This is a genomic window from Methanoregula sp. (assembly GCF_049510175.1).
Classification (GTDB): Archaea; Halobacteriota; Methanomicrobia; order Methanomicrobiales; family Methanospirillaceae; genus Methanoregula.
The window spans coordinates 63655-82342 of record NZ_JBEKZF010000002.1; the positions used below are offsets into that span (position 1 = coordinate 63655).

29 protein-coding genes are annotated in these 18688 nt (G+C 54.2%); 21 read left to right on the forward strand and 8 right to left on the reverse strand.

Annotation, left to right across the window (positions count from 1 at the left end):
• The 18 genes from rplX (at position 1) to ABSG49_RS03390 (ending at position 10578) form a co-directional block, all read left to right on the forward strand.
• On the forward strand, positions 1–366 hold the full coding sequence (rplX, locus tag ABSG49_RS03305) for a 50S ribosomal protein L24 (RefSeq protein WP_424024679.1): 366 nt from the start codon (positions 1–3) through the stop codon (positions 364–366).
• On the forward strand, positions 366–1091 hold the full coding sequence (locus ABSG49_RS03310; protein WP_424024680.1) for a 30S ribosomal protein S4e: 726 nt from the start codon (positions 366–368) through the stop codon (positions 1089–1091). Before rplX ends, ABSG49_RS03310 begins: the two co-directional genes overlap by 1 nt.
• A gap of 5 nt (positions 1092–1096) precedes the next feature.
• On the forward strand, positions 1097–1594 hold the full coding sequence (locus ABSG49_RS03315; RefSeq protein ID WP_424024681.1) for a 50S ribosomal protein L5: 498 nt from the start codon (positions 1097–1099) through the stop codon (positions 1592–1594).
• Positions 1594–1749 carry a 30S ribosomal protein S14 gene (locus ABSG49_RS03320; RefSeq protein ID WP_424024682.1) on the forward strand — a complete coding sequence of 52 codons (156 nt, stop codon included), beginning with the start codon at positions 1594–1596 and terminating at the stop codon, positions 1747–1749. Before ABSG49_RS03315 ends, ABSG49_RS03320 begins: the two co-directional genes overlap by 1 nt.
• Before the next feature lie 13 nt (positions 1750–1762).
• Positions 1763–2155 (forward strand): 30S ribosomal protein S8, encoded by a 393-nt coding sequence (locus tag ABSG49_RS03325; RefSeq protein WP_424024683.1) that lies wholly within the window; start codon positions 1763–1765, stop codon positions 2153–2155.
• 11 nt (positions 2156–2166) lie between these two features.
• Positions 2167–2691, forward strand: coding sequence for a 50S ribosomal protein L6 (locus ABSG49_RS03330; protein WP_424025140.1), 525 nt, complete (start codon positions 2167–2169; stop codon positions 2689–2691).
• 5 nt (positions 2692–2696) lie between these two features.
• Entirely contained in the window at positions 2697–3449 is a 753-nt protein-coding gene (locus ABSG49_RS03335; RefSeq protein ID WP_424024684.1) for a 50S ribosomal protein L32e, read from the forward strand.
• Positions 3442–3894, forward strand: a complete 453-nt coding sequence (locus ABSG49_RS03340) for a 50S ribosomal protein L19e (RefSeq protein ID WP_424024685.1) — start codon at positions 3442–3444, stop codon at positions 3892–3894. Before ABSG49_RS03335 ends, ABSG49_RS03340 begins: the two co-directional genes overlap by 8 nt.
• Before the next feature lies 1 nt (position 3895).
• Positions 3896–4420 carry a 50S ribosomal protein L18 gene (locus tag ABSG49_RS03345; RefSeq protein WP_424024686.1) on the forward strand — a complete coding sequence of 175 codons (525 nt, stop codon included), beginning with the start codon at positions 3896–3898 and terminating at the stop codon, positions 4418–4420.
• On the forward strand, positions 4421–5038 hold the full coding sequence (locus ABSG49_RS03350) for a 30S ribosomal protein S5 (protein WP_424024687.1): 618 nt from the start codon (positions 4421–4423) through the stop codon (positions 5036–5038).
• Positions 5039–5500 carry a 50S ribosomal protein L30 gene (locus tag ABSG49_RS03355; protein WP_424024688.1) on the forward strand — a complete coding sequence of 154 codons (462 nt, stop codon included), beginning with the start codon at positions 5039–5041 and terminating at the stop codon, positions 5498–5500. It begins immediately after the preceding gene.
• A gap of 5 nt (positions 5501–5505) precedes the next feature.
• The gene (locus tag ABSG49_RS03360) at positions 5506–5934 is read left to right on the forward strand and encodes an uL15 family ribosomal protein (RefSeq protein WP_424024689.1); all 429 of its coding nucleotides are present in this window, start codon (positions 5506–5508) and stop codon (positions 5932–5934) included.
• Between the two features lie 27 nt (positions 5935–5961).
• On the forward strand, positions 5962–7395 hold the full coding sequence (secY, locus tag ABSG49_RS03365; RefSeq protein WP_424024690.1) for a preprotein translocase subunit SecY: 1434 nt from the start codon (positions 5962–5964) through the stop codon (positions 7393–7395).
• 20 nt (positions 7396–7415) lie between these two features.
• On the forward strand, positions 7416–7988 hold the full coding sequence (locus ABSG49_RS03370; RefSeq protein WP_424024691.1) for an adenylate kinase: 573 nt from the start codon (positions 7416–7418) through the stop codon (positions 7986–7988).
• Between the two features lie 4 nt (positions 7989–7992).
• Positions 7993–8604, forward strand: coding sequence for a DUF106 domain-containing protein (locus ABSG49_RS03375; RefSeq protein WP_424024692.1), 612 nt, complete (start codon positions 7993–7995; stop codon positions 8602–8604).
• Positions 8604–9149 (forward strand): (d)CMP kinase, encoded by a 546-nt coding sequence (gene cmk / locus ABSG49_RS03380; protein ID WP_424024693.1) that lies wholly within the window; start codon positions 8604–8606, stop codon positions 9147–9149. The genes ABSG49_RS03375 and cmk overlap by 1 nt, the downstream gene beginning before the upstream one ends.
• Positions 9150–9253: 104 nt before the next feature.
• A complete protein-coding gene (locus ABSG49_RS03385; RefSeq protein ID WP_424024694.1) occupies positions 9254–9685 on the forward strand; it encodes a GNAT family N-acetyltransferase in 432 nt (143 codons plus the stop codon).
• Positions 9685–10578 (forward strand): DUF2156 domain-containing protein, encoded by an 894-nt coding sequence (locus ABSG49_RS03390; RefSeq protein WP_424024695.1) that lies wholly within the window; start codon positions 9685–9687, stop codon positions 10576–10578. Before ABSG49_RS03385 ends, ABSG49_RS03390 begins: the two co-directional genes overlap by 1 nt.
• A 31-nt stretch (positions 10579–10609) precedes the next feature.
• Here the strand turns inward: ABSG49_RS03390 and ABSG49_RS03395 are convergent, their stop codons facing one another.
• Positions 10610–11200 (reverse strand): MarC family protein, encoded by a 591-nt coding sequence (locus tag ABSG49_RS03395; RefSeq protein WP_424024696.1) that lies wholly within the window; start codon positions 11198–11200, stop codon positions 10610–10612.
• Between the two features lie 85 nt (positions 11201–11285).
• Positions 11286–12446, reverse strand: coding sequence for an APC family permease (locus ABSG49_RS03400; RefSeq protein ID WP_424024697.1), 1161 nt, complete (start codon positions 12444–12446; stop codon positions 11286–11288).
• Between the two features lie 236 nt (positions 12447–12682).
• Here ABSG49_RS03400 and ABSG49_RS03405 point away from each other — a divergent pair, with 236 nt between their 5' ends.
• The 3 genes from ABSG49_RS03405 to ABSG49_RS03415 all read left to right on the forward strand — a co-directional run bounded on the left by ABSG49_RS03405 (position 12683) and on the right by ABSG49_RS03415 (position 14540).
• Complete coding sequence (locus tag ABSG49_RS03405) at positions 12683–13183, forward strand: rubredoxin (protein ID WP_424024698.1); 501 nt, start codon at positions 12683–12685, stop codon at positions 13181–13183.
• A gap of 299 nt (positions 13184–13482) precedes the next feature.
• Positions 13483–13824, forward strand: coding sequence for a hypothetical protein (locus ABSG49_RS03410; protein WP_424024699.1), 342 nt, complete (start codon positions 13483–13485; stop codon positions 13822–13824).
• 5 nt (positions 13825–13829) lie between these two features.
• Positions 13830–14540, forward strand: a complete 711-nt coding sequence (locus ABSG49_RS03415; protein ID WP_424024700.1) for a hypothetical protein — start codon at positions 13830–13832, stop codon at positions 14538–14540.
• A 273-nt stretch (positions 14541–14813) separates the two neighbouring features.
• On the opposite strand, the gene mtrH is transcribed toward ABSG49_RS03415, so the two are convergent.
• The 6 genes from mtrH to mtrC are packed head-to-tail and all read right to left on the reverse strand — an operon-like array spanning position 14814 to position 18687.
• Positions 14814–15851 carry a tetrahydromethanopterin S-methyltransferase subunit H gene (gene mtrH, locus ABSG49_RS03420; protein ID WP_424024701.1) on the reverse strand — a complete coding sequence of 346 codons (1038 nt, stop codon included), beginning with the start codon at positions 15849–15851 and terminating at the stop codon, positions 14814–14816.
• Between the two features lie 16 nt (positions 15852–15867).
• Complete coding sequence (mtrA, locus tag ABSG49_RS03425; RefSeq protein ID WP_424024702.1) at positions 15868–16605, reverse strand: tetrahydromethanopterin S-methyltransferase subunit A; 738 nt, start codon at positions 16603–16605, stop codon at positions 15868–15870.
• 5 nt (positions 16606–16610) lie between these two features.
• Positions 16611–16814: a tetrahydromethanopterin S-methyltransferase subunit F gene (locus tag ABSG49_RS03430; protein WP_424024703.1), complete on the reverse strand. Its 204-nt coding sequence runs from the start codon at positions 16812–16814 to the stop codon at positions 16611–16613.
• A gap of 5 nt (positions 16815–16819) precedes the next feature.
• The gene (mtrA, locus tag ABSG49_RS03435; RefSeq protein ID WP_424024704.1) at positions 16820–17542 is read right to left on the reverse strand and encodes a tetrahydromethanopterin S-methyltransferase subunit A; all 723 of its coding nucleotides are present in this window, start codon (positions 17540–17542) and stop codon (positions 16820–16822) included.
• Between the two features lies 1 nt (position 17543).
• On the reverse strand, positions 17544–17837 hold the full coding sequence (gene mtrB / locus ABSG49_RS03440; protein WP_424024705.1) for a tetrahydromethanopterin S-methyltransferase subunit MtrB: 294 nt from the start codon (positions 17835–17837) through the stop codon (positions 17544–17546).
• 1 nt (position 17838) lies between these two features.
• A complete protein-coding gene (gene mtrC, locus ABSG49_RS03445) occupies positions 17839–18687 on the reverse strand; it encodes a tetrahydromethanopterin S-methyltransferase subunit MtrC (protein ID WP_424024706.1) in 849 nt (282 codons plus the stop codon).
• Between the last annotated feature and the right edge of the window lies 1 nt (position 18688).

Sequence of the window (18688 nt, forward strand, 5' to 3'; positions counted from 1 at the left end):
ATGGCAAGAATTGAAAGCGAACAGCCAAGAAAACAGAGAAAGGCACGCTACAACGCACCTTCCCACGTGAGGACCAAATTCCTCAATGCACCCCTCTCAGAGGCACTGAAGGAACAATACAAGAAGAAGACGCTGCGCGTCATCAAGGGGGACACCGTCAGGGTAACCCGTGGGGATTTTGTGGGCAGTGAGGGCGTTGTTGATGCAGTTGACACCGGCAAATCAAAGATTGTTGTCCACGGTGTTTCATCAACGAAGGCCGACGGAACGGAAGTACCCCGGGCAATCGATGCCTCGAACGTCCAGCTCACCAAGCTCAAACTCGATGACAAGCGCCGCGTTGCAAAACTCGGGGAGGTCGAATAATGTCAGAGCACCTGAAGCGATTAAACGCCCCGGACTCGTGGCATATCGCTAAGAAGACCACGAAGTTCATAACGAAGACCGCACCCGGCCCGCACAATGCGAACGCGATGCCGATTGCCGTCTGGCTCCGTGACCACATGGACTATGCACGGAACATGAAAGAGGTCAAGCAGATCCTTGGCCAGAACGACGTTATCATCAACGGAAGACCGTGCCGTGATCCCAAGATGGGTATCGGCATCTTCGACATCATCGCCATGCCGAAGATCAACAAGTATTACCGCATCCTGCGCGACCGGAACGGCCGGCATGTATCCATCGAGATCGATGCAGAGGCAGCCAAGACGCGCCTATGCAAGGTCAAGAACAAGACTACGATCACCGGTGGCAAGGTCCAGCTGAACATGCGGGACGGCGCCAACATTCTCGCGGACAACACCTACAAGTCCGGCGATTCCGTTGTCGTATCCCTTGAGCCCGAGAGCCGGTTCAAGATTGTCGATCACTTCCCGTTCGCGGTTGGCAACATGGCCATGATCATTGGCGGCCGTCACTCCGGCAATGTTGCACGTATTGTTGACATCGTCAAGATGCCAGGCAGTGTCCCCAACAAGATCATCCTTGAGGATGAGAAGACGGGAATCCGTTTCGACACGATCGCGCCCTACATCTACATGGTAGGAAAGCAGACACCTGCAGTAGCAAAATGGGGGCATGAAGAGTGACCTCAATGCGTGATATCTACGTCGACAAGGTTGTCGTCCACATGGGAGTCGGCGAGGCCGGCGATAAACTTGTGAAGGGAGAAAACATTATGAAGACGATCACCAAGCAGACGCCGATCAGGAGCATTGCCAAGAAGACGCAGCCTGCGTTTTCTGTCAGGAAAGGCATGCCAATCGGCTGCAAGGTGACCCTCCGTGGCAAACCCGCCCGCGACTTCCTGGAAACCTCGTTGAAGATCATCAACAAGACACTCTTTGAGAGCCAGCTCGACAAGAGCGGGAATTTCTCATTCGGTATTGAAGAGCACACGGACTTCCCCGGCATGTCCTACGATCCGCAGATCGGTATCTACGGCATGGATGTCAATGTCGTGCTCGAACGCAGAGGCATACGGATCACCCGCAGGCGCATGGAGCAGAAGAAACTCCCGGCAAAGCAGCGCGTCAGCAAACAGGATGCGATCGCGTTCCTCAAGGAGAAGTACCAGGCAGAGGTGCGCTAATGGCTGGAGAAAGGAAGAAGATCTACGGTCGCGGTGCGAACGAGTGCAAGATGTGCGGGCGCAAGCAGGGGCTCGTGCGCAGATACCATATCATGTTCTGCAGGCAGTGCTTCCGCGAATGGGCCCGGAAGATGGGCTTCAAGAAGATGAGCTGAGGAGTGAGCAAGAATGACACGACTTAATACCATAGCAGACGGAATGTGTGCCCTGAAAAATGCAGGTGACACCGGCAAGTCCGTGTGCGTCATCGAACCCGCAAGCAAGCTCCTCGGCGCAATGCTCCGCATTATGCAGGACGCCGGATACATCGGCAGCTTCGAGTTCATCGAGGATGGCAGGGGCGGACAGCTCAAGGTCAACCTGACGGGCCGGATCAACCGCTGCGGTGCGATCACCCCGCGGTTCTCGGTGCAGCTTGACGAAATGGAATACTGGGAGAAACAGTATCTCCCCGGGAAGAACTTCGGTCTCCTTATGCTTTCAACCTCACGTGGCATCATGTCCCATGAACAGGCAAGGAAAGAAGGTATCGGCGGCGAACTGCTCGGGTACGTCTACTAGAAGGTGCGATGATGTCAGCAATAAGAAAAGTAAAAATTCCTGAGGGCGTAAAAGCCCAGCTTGACGGCACGCAGCTTCGGGTGACCGGTTCCAAGGGGCAGCTCTCCCGTAACATGCGCTTCCCCCAGGTCATGATTACCTGTGACGGCAAGGAAGTAACCATTTCCACGGAATCCCGACGGAAAGAGATTACGGCAATGGTTGGTACCCTTGAGGCGCATACCAAGAACATGTGCCGTGGTGTAAGCGATGGATTCGAGTACCGCATGAAAGTGGTGTACAGCCACTTCCCCATCCAGCTCAAACTCCAGGGTAACAGGCTTGAGATTGCCAATTTCCTTGGTGAGAAGAAGGCACGGTACGCGAGGATCGAGACCGGTGTGATTGCAAAGGTTGCAAACGACGAGGTCGTTCTTACCGGCATCGACCGCGAACTGGTCGGCAACTCGGCAGCAAACATCGAGCATGCCACGCATATCCGCAACCGCGACCCGCGTGTGTTCCAGGACGGCATCTATATGGTCCAGAGGGGCTGAAGTCAATGGCAACAGAAGTAAAGCGATTAATCCGGGTGCGCGTTGAGAAGGGAGCAAGCTTCAAGCGCGACGGGTTTGGCAAGAAACGCCAGCTCTCCGATTCATGGAGAAAGCCCCGCGGCCAGCACAACAAGCAGAGAGAGCAGAAGAAGGCAAAGGGAGCACTCCCCAAGCCGGGATTCGGCAGCCCTGTCGCAGTCCGCGGCATGCACCCCAGTGGCTTTTTCGAGGCTCTCGTCTCAACGATCAAGGAACTTGAGGGACTAGATCCCAAGACCCATGCCGTCAGGATTGCGGCAACCGTTGGCGACCGCAAGCGTGTCGCACTTCAGGAGGCAGCAATTGCAGCCGGTCTCAAGGTGCTCAATGCCCGTACGATAAAATCCAAGGTGGCAAAGAAGGCACCGGCAAAGGCTGAAGCGAAGGACGAGGGGAAACAGAAGAAGGAAGAGAAGAAACCCACGAAGTCCAAGGCAACAGCAACCCCGGCCAAGAAAGAGGCCAAGAAGGAAAAACCGGCGCCCAAGACCGAAGAGAAGAAGGCTCTGGCAAAGAGGACAGCCAAGCCCAAGGCAGAATCTGCCGAGAAGGCCGCGGAAAAACCCGCAAAGAAAGCGAAGGCACCGGCCAAGTCCACAAAGGCACCGGCAAAACCCAAGGCTGAAAAGTCCACGGAGTCCGCTGAAGCCAAGCCCAAGGCAACCGCAAAACCCAAAACAAAAAAGACGACTGCTAAAGGGGTGAAGAAGAATGAGTGACGTCGCCAGCCAGAAACGCATTGTCGCGTCGGTACTGAAATGCGGTGTCAACCGCGTCTGGTTCGACCCGACCCGCATCTCGGACATCGAAAACGCTATCTCGCGGGAAGACCTGCGGGCTCTTATCACTGATGGTGTCATCAAGGCCCGCCAGAAGAAAGGCGTCAGTCGCGGCCGGGCACGGGCACGGATCGCCCAGCGCTCCTACGGCCACCGCAAGGGACCCGGAAAAAGGAAGGGTGCAGCAGGTGCCCGCAACCCGAGTAAGACCGCATGGGTCCAGAAGATCCGTGCAATCAGGAAAGTGCTCGTTGAACTCCGCGAAGCCAAAACAATTGACCGGCACATGTACCGCATTCTCTACCGGAAAGCGGCCGGCGGACAGTTCAGAAGTGTTGCACACATGAAAGCGCAGATGGAGATCCTCTCAGGGAGGATGAAGTAATATGGCAACAGGACCACGGTATTTTGTCCCCTTCCGCAGGCGGAGGGAAGGCAAAACCGATTACTACCAGCGGACGAGGCTGATCGTTGCAGACGTACCACGGATGGTCGTCCGCAAAACTAACCGGCACATCATCGTGCAGCTCGTCACGGCTGAGCTGGACGGCGACCGTACCCTCGTGGCAGCAAATTCTGCTGAGCTGGAAAAATACGGATACAAAGGGTCAACCTCCAGCACACCGGCGGCATACCTTACGGGCATGCTCTTTGCGGTAAAAGCAAAGAAAGCAAAGCAGGAGAGTGCAATCCTTGACATCGGTCTTAACCGGGCAACCCCGGGGGCACGTGTCTTTGCAGCGCTGAAAGGAGCTGTCGAGGCGGGTCTCGCAATCCCCCACGGCGAGGAGATCCTCCCGTCGGATGAGCGTGCCAAAGGAGCGCATATCGCCGCATACAACAAGAATGCAGGGGATATCGTGAAAAATGTCGAACAGGTGGCAGCAGCCATAAAAAAGGAGCTGGCATAAATGGCATACGAACGAGAAGAGTGGCACCCGGTCACCGGTCTTGGCAAGCTCGTCGCCTCGGGCGAAATCAAAAACATTGACCAGGTCCTTGAAAGCGGCAGGCCCATCAAGGAACCCCAGATCGTTGATGCGTTCCTTCCGGATCTCGAGGACGAAGTCCTCGATATCGCCATGATGCAGCGCATGACCGACTCCGGCCGGCGTGTCCAGTTCCGTGCTGTTGTCATTGTCGGCAACCGCAACGGGTACATCGGCTTTGGCCAGGGCAAGGACGTACAGGTCGGCGACGCAATCAAGAAAGCGATCGTAAAAGCGAAGATGAACCTCATCAAGGTCCGCCGTGGCTGCGGCAGCTGGGAATGCGGCTGCAACGTCACGCACTCGATCCCCATGCAGGTGCAGGGGACCGCAGGCAGTGTCAGGATCACACTCAAACCGGCACCCCAGGGTATCGGGCTTGTGACCGGTGACATCAGCAAGAAAGTGCTGGAACTCGCCGGCATCAAGGATGTCTGGACCTTCGCGCGCGGACAGACCCGCACGACCATCAACTTTGCCAAGGCGACCTTCAACGCCCTCAAGGAGACCAACATGATCCGGACCGGGGGGTCAACGTAAATGTACGCCGTCGTTCAGGTCCGCGGCGTCGTGAAAACCCGCCAGGATGTCAAGGACACCTTGAAGATGCTGCGCCTGCACCACATTAACCACTGTGTGCTGATTCCGGATACCCCCGAGAACCTCGGCATGATCCGGAAAGTCAAGGATTACGTAGCATACGGTGAAGTGGATGCAGCAACCATCGACACCCTCCTGCAGACCCGTGGCAGGGTTATCGGGGATGCGCCGCTCACGGATGAGTATATCAAATCCAACTCAACTTATAGCGGTATTACCGAATTTGCAAAGGCGCTTGCGAGCGGTGAGACGAAGCTGCGCGAAGTACCGGGACTCAAGCCTGTACTCCGCCTTCATCCCCCGCGCAAGGGATACAAAACCACCAAGCGTACATTCCCCCAGGGTGGAGCGCTTGGCTATTATGGTCAGGAGATCAATACTCTCCTCTATAAAATGAGGTGAACAGGATGCCAACCAACAAACGCTCAAAATACCGCGGATCGCGGACATGCGGCGGCGGCACCCACAAGAACCGGCGTGGCGCAGGAAACCGCGGCGGCAGGGGACGTGCCGGTATCAACGCCCACCACTTTGTCAAGTGGTACAAGGAGATGGGTGGACCGGTATTCGGTAAGGACGGGTTCTGCAATCAGACCGGTACCGAAGTAACAGCCATCGATGTCGGGGCACTGGATCAGATCGTTCCTTCGCTCCTCGCGCAGGGTATTGCCAAGAAGGAAGGGGATGCGATCGTGATCAACACTGCTGACATGGGGATCGAGAAGGTCCTTGGCAGCGGCAAGGTCACCCGGAAGATCAATATCTCCGCGCAGGCATTCTCCGAGATTGCGAAGGCAAAGATCGAGAAAATGGGTGGAAAGACCCAGGTTGTCTGACGGCGACCATAATTTTTTGGTGAAACAATGGGAGACCTGCTGGATCGAATGGAACCCCTGCTCGCTGCGATGCCCGCAGTCAAGAGCCCGGAGGGCCACGTTCATTTCAAGAATAAACTGATCTGGACCGTGGGAATTTTAGTTCTGTATTTTGTCCTGACGAACATTCCGGTGTTTGGACTGGCACCCAACAGCGCGGATATCCTCGCTGCTTACCGTGCACTCCTTGCCGGAGCAAGTGGTTCGATCGTTCACCTCGGTATCGGACCGATTGTCACGGCATCCATCGTGCTCCAGCTCCTCAAAGGCGCAGATATCCTGCGAATAGACACGAGCGAGACACGCGGACAGGTCATGTACATGGGTCTCCAGAAGATCCTCATCATGGTCATGATCGTGGTCGAAGCCGCCCCGAACCTGGTAGGCGGTTTCCTGCAGCCCGATTCGGTCATCGCAAACCAGTTCTTCGGTGGCAACCTCTTTGCAGTATCCCTCTTAATCTTCCTCCAGATCTGTATCGGCGGCGTCCTCATCTTCTTCATGGATGAAGTGGTGACAAAATGGGGTATCGGTTCCGGTGTAGGACTCTTCATCATTGCCGGTATATCCCAGGCACTTGTGAACGGGTTTATCAGCTGGGCCCATGTCAAGGACCAGTATCCCGTCGGGTTCTTCCCGCGTCTTGTTGCCATCGGTCTTGACGGTGGTAATTACCTCTCCTACTTTGGTACGGATATGCTGGCATTCGTCACCACCATCGCGATCTTCTTAATCATCGTCTATGTCGAATCCACCCGTATCGAGATCCCGCTTGCCCACGCGCAGGTGCGCGGGGCACGGGCGCGCTTCCCGGTCAAACTGATCTATGCCAGTGTCCTGCCGATGATCCTCGTACGTGTGCTCCAGGCGAATATCCAGATGGTGGGCATGTTCCTTTCCAATGTCAACATTACGATATTCGGGACGTTCAGCGGCTCGACACCACAGAATGGTATCATGTGGTATCTTGCCCCCATCAACGGTCCATCGAACTGGATGTGGTGGACAACCGATCTCGGGCATGCGGTATGGCAGGTGCTATTACGGATGGGAATAGATATCACGTTTATGGTGGTCGGAGGTGCGATCTTCGCGCTCTTCTGGATCAAAACGGCAGGGCTCGACTCAAAAGATGTTGCCCGCCAGATCCAGCTCTCGGGTATGTCCATCCCTGGCTACCGCCGGAATCCGCAGGTACTGGAAAAGTACCTTGACCGGTATATCCCCCGTGTCACCGTCATCGGGGGTGTCTTCATTGGTGTGCTCAGTGTAGTTGCAAACCTCTTTGGTGTCATTGGTTCGGTGAGCGGAACAGGACTGCTGCTGACGGTGAGTATTACCTATCGCCTCTACGAGGAGATCGCAAGCCAGCAGATCATGGAGATGTATCCGTTCATGCGGACATTCTTTGGTAAAGAGTGATTTCTAGGAAAGGGACGAGGATGGAAGGAAAAAAGGTCATCATCACCGGTGTACCGGGTGTCGGCAAGACAACGGTCGTCAACGAAGCATTGAAAAATCTCAAGGAGCAGGGCATCGAGTACCAGTCGATCAATTTCGGCACCTTCATGTTCGAGGTTGCCAAAAACGACAACATCATCAGGGACCGGGACCAGATGCGGACCCTGGACCGCGCCGTCCAGAAACGGCTGCAGCAGCGGGCCGCACAGGCCATTGCGCAGGTCCCGGGAAATGTCCTGATCGATACCCATGCCTCGGTAAAGACACCAAAAGGCTATCTTGCGGGACTGCCTGAATGGGTGCTCCGCGAGATCATGCCGGATATCATTATTCTCGTTGAAACCGATGATGACCAGATCCTCATGCGGAGGCTTACCGACGAGACACGGTCGCGGGACAAGGAAGGGTCCCGCTCGATCGCCGAACACCAGCAGTTCAACCGGTCTATTGCCGCGGCGTATGCGATGATGACCGGTTGCACCATAAAAATGATCACAAATGCCGATTTCCTGCTCGACCGGTCAGCGGCCGAGCTTGCGGAAGTCCTCCGGTGAACGCATGAATTTCCAAAAGCTCTGGGATGAATACAGCATCTGGATCACGTTCGGCTTCATGTTCCTCATGATGTGGGCGTACACGGTCCCGTGGTTGCGTGAAGGGGTCGGCCATGGCATGGATAGTCTGTTTTCCCCATTTGTCACGGAGTTCAAGATCCCGTTCTATATTTTGATCGTTATCCTCTCTGCACTCACCGGCCTGTATTCCTCGATCGTGCAGAAATATACCATCGATTATGAGAAGATGACGGAGTCGCAGGAGCGAATGAAGGAGTTCCAGACGGAATACCGCGAGGCCCAGCTCTCCCAGGACGAGAAGAAGATCAAGAAACTGGAAGCCAAGAAAGACCGGGTGATGAAGGAACAGCTTGAACTGTCCCAGCAGCAGTTCAAGCCGATGGCCTACATCCTCGTTCTGACCGTGCCGATCTTCTTCTGGCTCCTGTATCGTCTTGCCCAGATCCAGAGCACGATAACCATGCCGTATTTCGGCACCCACAACCTGCACGATGCGGCTATCTGGATCATTCCCGCGTGGATCTTCTGGTACATGATCTGTTCTATTACCTTAAGCCAGGTCATCCGCAAATCCTTGAACATCGGGGGACTCTGATGCGGATCACCGTGAGCGGGTTGCCCGGGAGCGGGACAACCTCACTCTCACGGTACCTTGCGGAGCGTCACGGGTTCTCTATGATCTCTGCCGGCGAGGTCTTCCGCCAGCTGGCAAAAGAGCACAACATGGAACTTGCCCGGTTTGGCAATCTTGCACGGCAGGACCCGTCCTATGACATGATGATCGATGCCCGCCAGAAAGAGATCGCACAGGAACGGGACGACATCATTGTGGAAGGCCGGCTCTCCGGCTGGATGGTGGACAACGCCGATCTCAGGATCTGGCTCTATGCCCCGATTGGCTGCCGGATCAAGCGGATCGCCTTCCGCGACCAGGTGGCCGATGAAGAGACTGCCAAGGGCCTGACGCTTGAACGTGAACAGTGCGAAGCGGACCGCTACCGCTCGTACTACGATATCGACATTGCAGATCTCTCGATCTATCATATCATCCTGAACTCCGAGCACTGGGGCGTGGAAGGGCTGGGTGCAATCATCGACATGTCCATTGCCCAGCTAAAGCAAAGCCGGCATAATCCGTGATCATTCATTCCCGGTGGTATCCTGTTTTATTGAACTATCTCCTTTGGATGATGGTACATACAGAGAATTTTTCATCAAAACCCATGTAACCATTAATGGAAGGTGTGACTGCAGTGGACGATGATGTGGTCATCCGGCTCGTGGATGCATGGGATGAGGAAGAGATCGTGCATCTCTATCGCGCGGGTGGCTGGTGGAAGGACAAGTATGATCCGAACACTCTTCCCGGGCTTGTGAAAGGGAGTTTCGCATTCGCCGTTGCCGTGGATCAAAAGACCGGACATGCGATAGGCATGGGGAGGGTAATCTCGGATGGTATCTCTGACGGATATATCCAGGACCTTGTTGTTCTTCCGGTATTCCGGAAGAAAGGGATCGGAAAACAGATCGTAGCAGCGCTCGTAAGGGTGTGCTCCTGTGCCGGCATTTCCTGGATCGGTCTTATCGCAGAACCGGGGACAGAAACCTTTTACCGCCCGCTGGGATTCCATCCTATGCAGGGGTATATCCCGCTGTTGTGGAAGAGTGATCGATAATGCTCAGGCAGGAAGATTTCAAACCCGTGACTCTCGTGGACCGGGCATTTTTCGAAAAGCACTATACACATTACCCGCAGGTACATTCGGACAATACCTTCACGAACATGGTCTGCTGGAACCATTACGCCCACTATACCTATGCGTACGTGGAGAAAAATGTCATAATCGCCAGTACCATCGGCAGCGTGACCCGGTTCCGTTCTCCGATCGGTCCCCGCAACCCGGCGCTTCTCCACTCCCTGATCCGGCTGGCATCCGATGTCAGCGACAATGAACCGATCGTCCTGATCTACCCGGAGACGGCGGCATGGATGCAGGAGGTCTGCCCGGGTATCAACCTGGTCCTTGACCGTAACCACTCTGAATATGTCTACCTGGCGTCTGACCTTGCAGAACTTCCCGGTAAAAATTATCTCACGATCCGCCGCCAGCTCAACAAGTTCCGGAAAAACTGTACCAATGTTGTCGAGCCGATAAAAAAAGAGAACTGGGAGGAAGCGAAACGGTTCCTCATCGAGTGGTGTGAGTGGAAAGGGTGCGAAGGCGACCCGGTGCTTGCCCATGAGAAGGAAGCGGTCTTTTTTGCCATCGACCACTTCGATGAACTTCCGCTGAAAGGGCTTGTCATCAGGGTCTTTTCAAAAGTCGGTGCCATATCCCTTTATGAACCCATGACGAGTGACACGGCGCTCGTGCATTTTGAGAAAGGCCTGCCCGACTGCGAGGGTATTTACAAGGCAATCAACAACGAGACCGCCACACGCCTGGCAAAGAATTTTACGTATATCAACCGGGAAAGCGATCTCGGGGTTGCAGGTCTCCGCGAGGCAAAAATGAGGTATCACCCTCACCACATGGTCGAAATCTTCTCAATGAAGCGGGACTCGTGATCGTTACCCGCAGAAAAAAGCGTATCCGGTTCTATACAACCGCGATCGCGATAATACCGGATGCGATGATCTTGATGGCAATTGCGGCCACCAGCATGCCGAGCATTTTTCCCATGATGTCCGTGACAACTTCTCCAAGGACACGCTGAATGAGTTCTGAATAGTAGAGGACGAGCCATGTGGCAAGCAGCGAGAGGGTGATTGCTACGAAAGGTATGAGGAGCCCGTAGTCCTTTGAAAGGAGCATCACCGTGGTGATGGTCCCCGGCCCGCAAAGGAGCGGTGTTCCTATCACTACACCTGCGGCGGTCTTGGCATGCTCCTTGCAATGGCCGATCTCGATGCCGAGTGCTTCCTGGATACCGAGAATAAAGAGGAGGATACCACCGGCGATCTGGAAACTGGGCAGGTTGAGCCCGAGGATGTCAAAGATCATCTTGTTGAAGATCAGGAACAGGTACATCAGGCTGCCTGCAACAGCAACTGCAATAAACGCCTGCTTGTGAATTTCAGCCGGGGACTGGCCCTTGGTCATCGCCGCGAAGATCGGCACGGAGAGGAGGGGGTCGAGGATGATAAACAGGGCCGCAAACGAGTAGATAATGGCGGGAATGAGGTCCATTGTCGTCTGACCAAATTTATACGTGTTAATGAGGGATAAAATTGGAGGGTCTTTTGTGTTCCGGGGACCGACCGTTAAAAGCGGCCTAGACGATAAAGTAGATGACCAGTATAGCAGCGGTCGAGAATGCCCCGGCTGCCGAGACCAGCCTCGATTTTGTATCGGTCACCAGGATCCACGAGGCACAACAGAAGAATATGTAGGGGATGAGCGTTGTGATGACGGATATGGTTGCCAGCGCCTCGAAATGGTTGGAGAGGAGTAGGAGTGCGGCACTGGCAAAACAACCGGCGGCAAGGGCGTATGCGGGAGTGCCGCGTCCGTTCAGGTTCCTGAGTTTTGGTACGGACAACCGGCTGGAGAGCGAATGGAGCACCCGGGACGTACCGATAATATATGCATTCAGCGCGGAGAGCATTGCCACGATCCCGATGAATGCGACGACCGTACCGGACTGCGCGAAAATGATCCCCGCCGCCGTCGCAATCGGGGCCGGTGATGCTGCAAGGGATGCAACCCCCACGCTGCCGATCAGTGCGATATTGAGAACAAGATAGAGTGAGACGACGATTCCCATCACGATGAGGAGTGATTTCCGGATCTGAGATGGGTCCCGGGTCTCCTCAACAGGGATCGCACTGATCTCAAAACCCGTAAACGGCCAGTAGACGATGATGATGGTCGCAAGCAGGCCGGAGCCGGTCAGGGGCAAGGTACTGGCAAAATTCTCCGGCCGGATGAACGGTATGAGCAGGAGTGAGATTGCGACAAGGGGTACGATCTTGAGCGTGGTCAGGACATTCTCCGTCATACCGGAAAATGAGATGCCGATAATGTTGATGAGACAGAACAACACGATGAGAGCCATCTCGATGAGCAGGATGTGGGAGAGATCGAAAAACCCGATGTACTGCCCGATACCTGCTGCAATAGTCGAGACGCCGAATATGGACGAGATGATATACAGGACAACGAGAGGGATGGCAACATGCACGCTGAAAACAGATTCGAACAGGGAAAAAAAACTGTTCCCTTGGGTAAACCGGTTGGAAACGTATGACAACGAAAGGAGGACGCAGGATGCCGATATGGCGACGATTGCCCATGCGAGCAGGGACCAGGGTCCGCTGAGTCTCGCTGCCACCCCGGGAACAACGAAGATACCGGAACCGATTGTCCCGCCTACCCCAAGGCTGACGAGTTCGAATAATCCCAACGAGCGTTTGTAGGCCCTGTTTTCTGTCACGCGTGCCCCCGCGTCCGTATCCGTTCTCTGTTTTTCTCTTGTCCTGTCCATATATCAATATCACGAATGTCCAGGGGACGTGGTGTCCGGATAAACCAAACGGCCGGCACTCTTGTCAGTGTTTCTCCTGCAGCTTGCATTATCCATAATATATAATAGCCGGCACCCTCCATGTTCCAGTAGAGCGGATTCTTTTCCCCGTCATGTGCGGGAAAGGCCGCAAGGGTGAAGTTTTCATGGCAAAGGCAGTAACAGCGTCAAAAAAAAGTGGTCTGAAAAAGGCCGCAAAACCTGCTGCAGCAAAGAAGAAACCCGTAACTACGGCAAGGAAAAAACCGGTAGTAAAAAAAGCCTCAAAGGATATGACCCGGTACCGTTGCAAGCTCTGCGGCTACATCTACTCACCGTTCCGCGGGGAACCGCATAACGGTATCCCGGCAGGGACGGCATTCGATGATCTTCCGGACGATTATGTCTGCCCCATCTGCGGCCAGCAGGGTAAGGGGCGGATCGGCAAATGGGGCTTTGAAGAATGGCGGCCCACTCGCTACCTCTGTTCGCTGTGCAATTACATATATGATGAAGCACGAGGAGAGCCGAACCGTGGTATTAAACCCGGAACGAAATTTGAGGATCTTCCGGATGACTATTGTTGTCCCGTGTGCGCACTTGATGCCACAATCCGTGACGGGTTTGGCAAAGTACTCAAACACGGCTTTTCCCCTCTGGAATTCTAATCGGAATTCCAGAATCCCCTCCCGTTTTTCCATGCTCTGTGGTATGTGATAAACACCTGATTGGGCGCTGGTGTACCCGAAAAACGCACGAACTTATCATCTTAAACCTCCATCCTTCACGGTAAACACACGACTGCATCGACGGAAATAGTGTACTTGGATCACCGGATGCAAGGCATACAGGATCCCCTATTCTACTAAAAACGGCCGGCTCTGGCAGTCTTTCTCCAATGTTAATCTGCAAACCCTCCGGGAATCGCGGGAAACCCTTTATAATTTCAGGGCATTTTTCAACGGGAATGATGAAGCATATCTCGTCCTCTCGGATGCCGAGGCGACCATTACGTGCGGAACATACGGTATCAGAAAAGCTCTCGCTGATCTGCTGTGACACCCTCCTTGCCTATTTTGATATCGATGCCTACCCTTCCGATATACCCGGAAAGATGAAGACCCGTGAGATCCGCCGTGTGAACGAGGAGCTCAAGGCCCTCATATACAATACTACCGGCTCTACTTATGCGATGAATCAGCATATTCTTCCTATCCTTTTGATATCTTGTTGTTATCGCTTTAACTTTGATAAGGCATCATGTTTACAAATCTATAAACCCGTCGGCGGTTTACTCTATAACAGGTGATACCCATGGCATATTTTTCACGGGACCCGTTTAACAAGTTCCGTTCATGTGCGCTCATCTTCTGCCTCTGTGCCGGCGTGCTGGTCATAGGCGTATCCGGCTATGGCTACAGCACCGATTACGAAGGATATCTTGGAGAGACTATCGCTCTTCATGGGGTGTCCTACAATAGTGATGAGGTCTATCTCTTCATGACAGGCCCCGGGCTTCCTGAGAACGGTGTGACTCTGACAGACACATCAATGCGGGCCGATCAGGGACATTTTACTGTGATTGGCGTCGACAGCAGCCAGGAGTGGGCATTCAGATGGGATACCTCACGGATTGAAAATTACAATAACAATGGGAATGGGATCGAGCCTGGGACTTATACCGTGTATGTAGTGAACGCACCTGTTGACAAATCCGGCCTTGCCGGCCACAGTTACCAGACGCTGAGTGTCTACCTTCAGGATAGCAGTTTATCAAAAGACAGGGTCAGTGTCGGGACAAGTTATACCCTCCATCCCGGTCGGCTGACAGATGATACCGTTGCTGCAACCACCGTCACCACCGCGCTGCCCACCAGTCCGCCTGCAACTGTGGTGCCGGATACTACCGTGACAACAGCCGTGCCGACCAGCACGCCCACACGGAAATCTGCGGCACTCCCATTCGCTGCAATCCTCGGTATAACAATCGCCGGCTGCATCTGCATCCTCTCCCGGAAAGAGTGATTATTCCCAAAACTCTTTTTATTCCCACGTTTGATCGTCGGATTGTTTATTGAAAATTTCTCGTTCAACAATTTTTTTTCAGGTAACGTTGTATCTGTATTTTCTTGAATAGAGAGTTTCTCTTGGCTCAACAGTCTCAATAGTTCGAAGAACTCTGATGAGTTCTTTTCTAACTCGAATTGCACTACGTGTAGTTCTTCGGAAATCGAAGAAATTTGAGAATTTCTTCTCCTGCTCGAATCCCGCTTTGCGGAATTCTTCGCATAAAAAAATTTAGATAAGTTTGAAGATTGGATGGTTATCTGCCTTGACATCGATACCGAGCGGGCGCATTGCCTCAAGGACAGCGATGTCTGTATAGGCCTGTGCTGTGATCATTGCCTCGACGTTCTCGATAGGTCCGTACATGATGAGATCTGCACCGAGCGTGCTTGCAATCATGTTGCAGCCGATATCGGGTGCTGACCAGGCAGCCTGCTTGATGCCTTCAATACCACCAAGGTAGTGGTGCGACATCTGCTGGAGGAGGGCGTCTTTGCCCGCGTATCCTGCGGCAAGCAGCGAGGGGGTCTTGCTCGTCCCCTTCCAGCGGCGGAGCCATGTCCAGGCAACGGTCATGTTGTGGTATGCGCCACCAGTCGGGTACCCGTGGATTGCCTTGCAGGCAAGGATCTCACGGTATGCACTTCCTGAACCGAGACCGAGCGGGGTCGCTGCAGTGTCGAGAATCGGGCGTTTGATACCGCACTCTTCTGCAATCTGGAGCATTCCCTTAACCTGTCCTGCGACCCCACCCTCCACAAGCACCTTCTCTCTGCCGGCAACGGACGGGTCTGCAGGGTTGAAGGCGAGGACGATGGCTGCATCCACATCACTGTTCTTGAGCGCTTCAATGCTCTCCGGTGTGATCGAACCGTTGATCGAGTTGTAGATCGCACGGTGCGCAAGCCCGATATCCGTCACATACTTGCATGCATGTGCCAGTGCCTTCGGTACTGATGAGTCCATCAGGAAAGCGGTCTTGTTGTCGATGCTGTCAAACCAGCTGATGTATTTCTCGAATGCCTCTGGATATTCTGCGAGGATCTGGATGAAGTGTGGGATACCGGTCGTGTCAGAGAGTACCTGACACCGGTTCCACAGTGCTTCTGCCTTTTCCTTGTCAATCTTTCCTGTCTTGTCATCAAGCACGACCTCATGCTTGTTGTAGAATATTGAGGCCGCTAATACAGTCGGGTACTCACCAGGCTGTCCACCGATCTTGGTGCCGTTGAAGTCCCAGACACTCTGTTCTTTTTCGAATTTGAACATTTCGTTTACACCTCCGTTATACCATTGCCATCAGTTTCTGGTACAGGAACAGCAGCATAATAAATACGATAACGCCTGCCATGAGGCCGTACAGTATACCGATATCCCGTCCGATCTTTCGTCCAACACGCTGTGCAACCTCTGCATCCACGAACTCGATCTTCTTCTCGATCTTGTCGAGTTTCTTCTCGAGTTCGAGGAACTGCGGGTTTGCAGCTGCAGCGCCAACTTCAGCGCCACCGCCAGCCTCTTTGACTTCCACGACGACAGCATCTCCGGCGAACGCGCCCGGGTCACGGGCTTTGAGTTCGTTCATCTTCGCCTTGATGGCGCCCACGTCTTCGCTTTCCATGATATTGACGATTTCCGTCTGTTCCTGGAAGCGCTTGATATGGGCGTCCGTGAGGTTTTCGATGAAGGGAATAGCGCCTTCAGCGCCGACGACTCTGCCGTCTTTGACGCCGCCCTTGTGGAGTGCCCCGAAGGTCTGGCCGGAGAGGTGTCCTTTGACTTCAGTACCGCAGAACAGGACGAACCTGATATTGGGGTTGGCGATGACGTTGGCGATGACTTTCTCGAGACCGAGGTTTTCCGTTTTACAGGAACCGCAGAGAGCGGCGCCTGCGTCACAGATGCCCTTTTCGTCGAGGTGAGACCCCATGGTGACAACAGCCACCGGGCTGTTTGCGTCACCCGAGATAAAGTCACCCTTAATGAGCGGCCATCCACTTGCTGGTGATTTCTTGTCTGCCATCTCTTTCACCTCATCAGTAATGCCGGCAGTAGAATCAGGATCAGTGCCGTGAGCAACCCTGCGACAAAGCCGACAAAGCCGGCTGCAGAGACTGCCGAGTCAATCTTGTTGGTCCTGGCGAGGATCTGCGACTTGTAGCGGATGTTCTCCACCATGTTCTCGATCGCCACCATCCTGACGGGTCCGGTTGATTTAGCTTCTTCTGACATCTTGTTCACCCCAGCATAAGGAATCCGACCAGGGCAAACGAGATGATCAGACCGATCATCAGGCCTTCGATCTTTCCTGAATAGACCCCGGCGGCAAACTTGTCCCGGTATCCGATATCCGTGACCATCTTCTCGATGACCTTCAAGCGGGAAGTAATAAGTGCCATCTCACCGGAGAGCGGACGGACTTCCCCGCCTGCCTCTTCAGCGCCACCGCCAGCCTCTTTGACTTCCACGACGACAGCATCTCCGGCGAACGCGCCCGGGTCACGGGCTTTGAGTTCGTTCATCTTCGCCTTGATGGCGCCCACGTCTTCGCTTTCCATGATATTGACGATTTCCGTCTGTTCCTGGAAGCGCTTGATATGGGCGTCCGTGAGGTTTTCGATGAAGGGAATAGCGCCTTCAGCGCCGACGACTCTGCCGTCTTTGACGCCGCCCTTGTGGAGTGCCCCGAAGGTCTGGCCGGAGAGGTGTCCTTTGACTTCAGTACCGCAGAACAGGACGAACCTGATATTGGGGTTGGCGATGACGTTGGCGATGACTTTCTCGAGACCGAGGTTTTCCGTTTTACAGGAACCGCAGAGAGCGGCGCCTGCGTCACAGATGCCCTTTTCGTCGAGGTGAGACCCCATGGTGACAACAGCCACCGGGCTGTTTGCGTCACCCGAGATAAAGTCACCCTTAATGAGCGGCCATCCACTTGCTGGTGATTTCTTGTCTGCCATATCAGCTCACCTTGATCAACTGGAATGCAATGATTCCTGCAATGAGTAGTCCGATGGCAAGCCCGTACCAGAACGAAGTGATCGTACCACCGATTGCCAGCCCGTGTTCCCTGTTCGGGAACGAGGCCAGGAAGTTGCCTTCTCCTGAGAGCATGTTGACGAGATCGTCACTGGTTGCCTCGAGGATTGCGACCTTCTCGATGACGGGTGCGAGTGATTCACCTGCTGCAGTGATAACGCCGATCAACGGGTCAGCAACAAGCCCGAATTCCGGGAGTACCAGAATGTATGCCATGTCAGTGTCCCTCCACTTCAGGAATCGGTTTTGCATCGAGCCATGCTGCTGCGTCGCGCTTCGACAGTTCCATGTACTGGCAGTAGGTGTATGCCCAACCAATGATGGCGATAACCAGCGAGATGAGTGCTGATCCCATGCTGATCAGGGCAAAGGACATGATGGCTGCAACGAGCATGGAGAGGAACCCGCACTCTGCAGTGAGCATGAGCATCCGGTCCTGTTTCCAGCCAGGTCCGAGGCACGCGTTGAACGGGTGCTGGATTGCGATTGCTCCAAGCAGGAATGCGACTGCAATAAGACATCCACCGAGGAATGACTGCTGGTGGGTCAACAGGGTCATGCCCTGGGCGGTTACACTTCCTGTTGTCAGGCCTGCAAAGGTGAATCCTCCCGTGATGAGTGCTGCAAAGCCCATAAGGGTCAGTGCACCGACAACTGCCATCTCGGTCAGCGCCTGCACCATGGCCGGGATCTTCATGTTCAGGATATTGTTTGCAACGTACCCGAGGATGAAACCGATGACGGCTGCAAGAACTGCTGCCACGATCGGCGCATAGATGCCGAATTTGGTGGCAAACAGCATCGCCATAACTCCCGAGCCGAATGCGATCATACCTGCTGAGGGCACACCGGTACCGATACCGTAACTGCAGAGCACCTTGATGGTGTGGCTCCCCCAGATCAATGCAGTGATCACTGCAAGACCTCCAAAGAATGAGAACATCTGGGTGCTGGTGAGCACATTGAGGTACGTAAGGTAGAGACACACGAGGGTGCTCACGAGGCCCGCGATCAGGATCTTATTGTGCGGGATGCCCCCTTCAATTACTTCAATTTTTACTGTCATC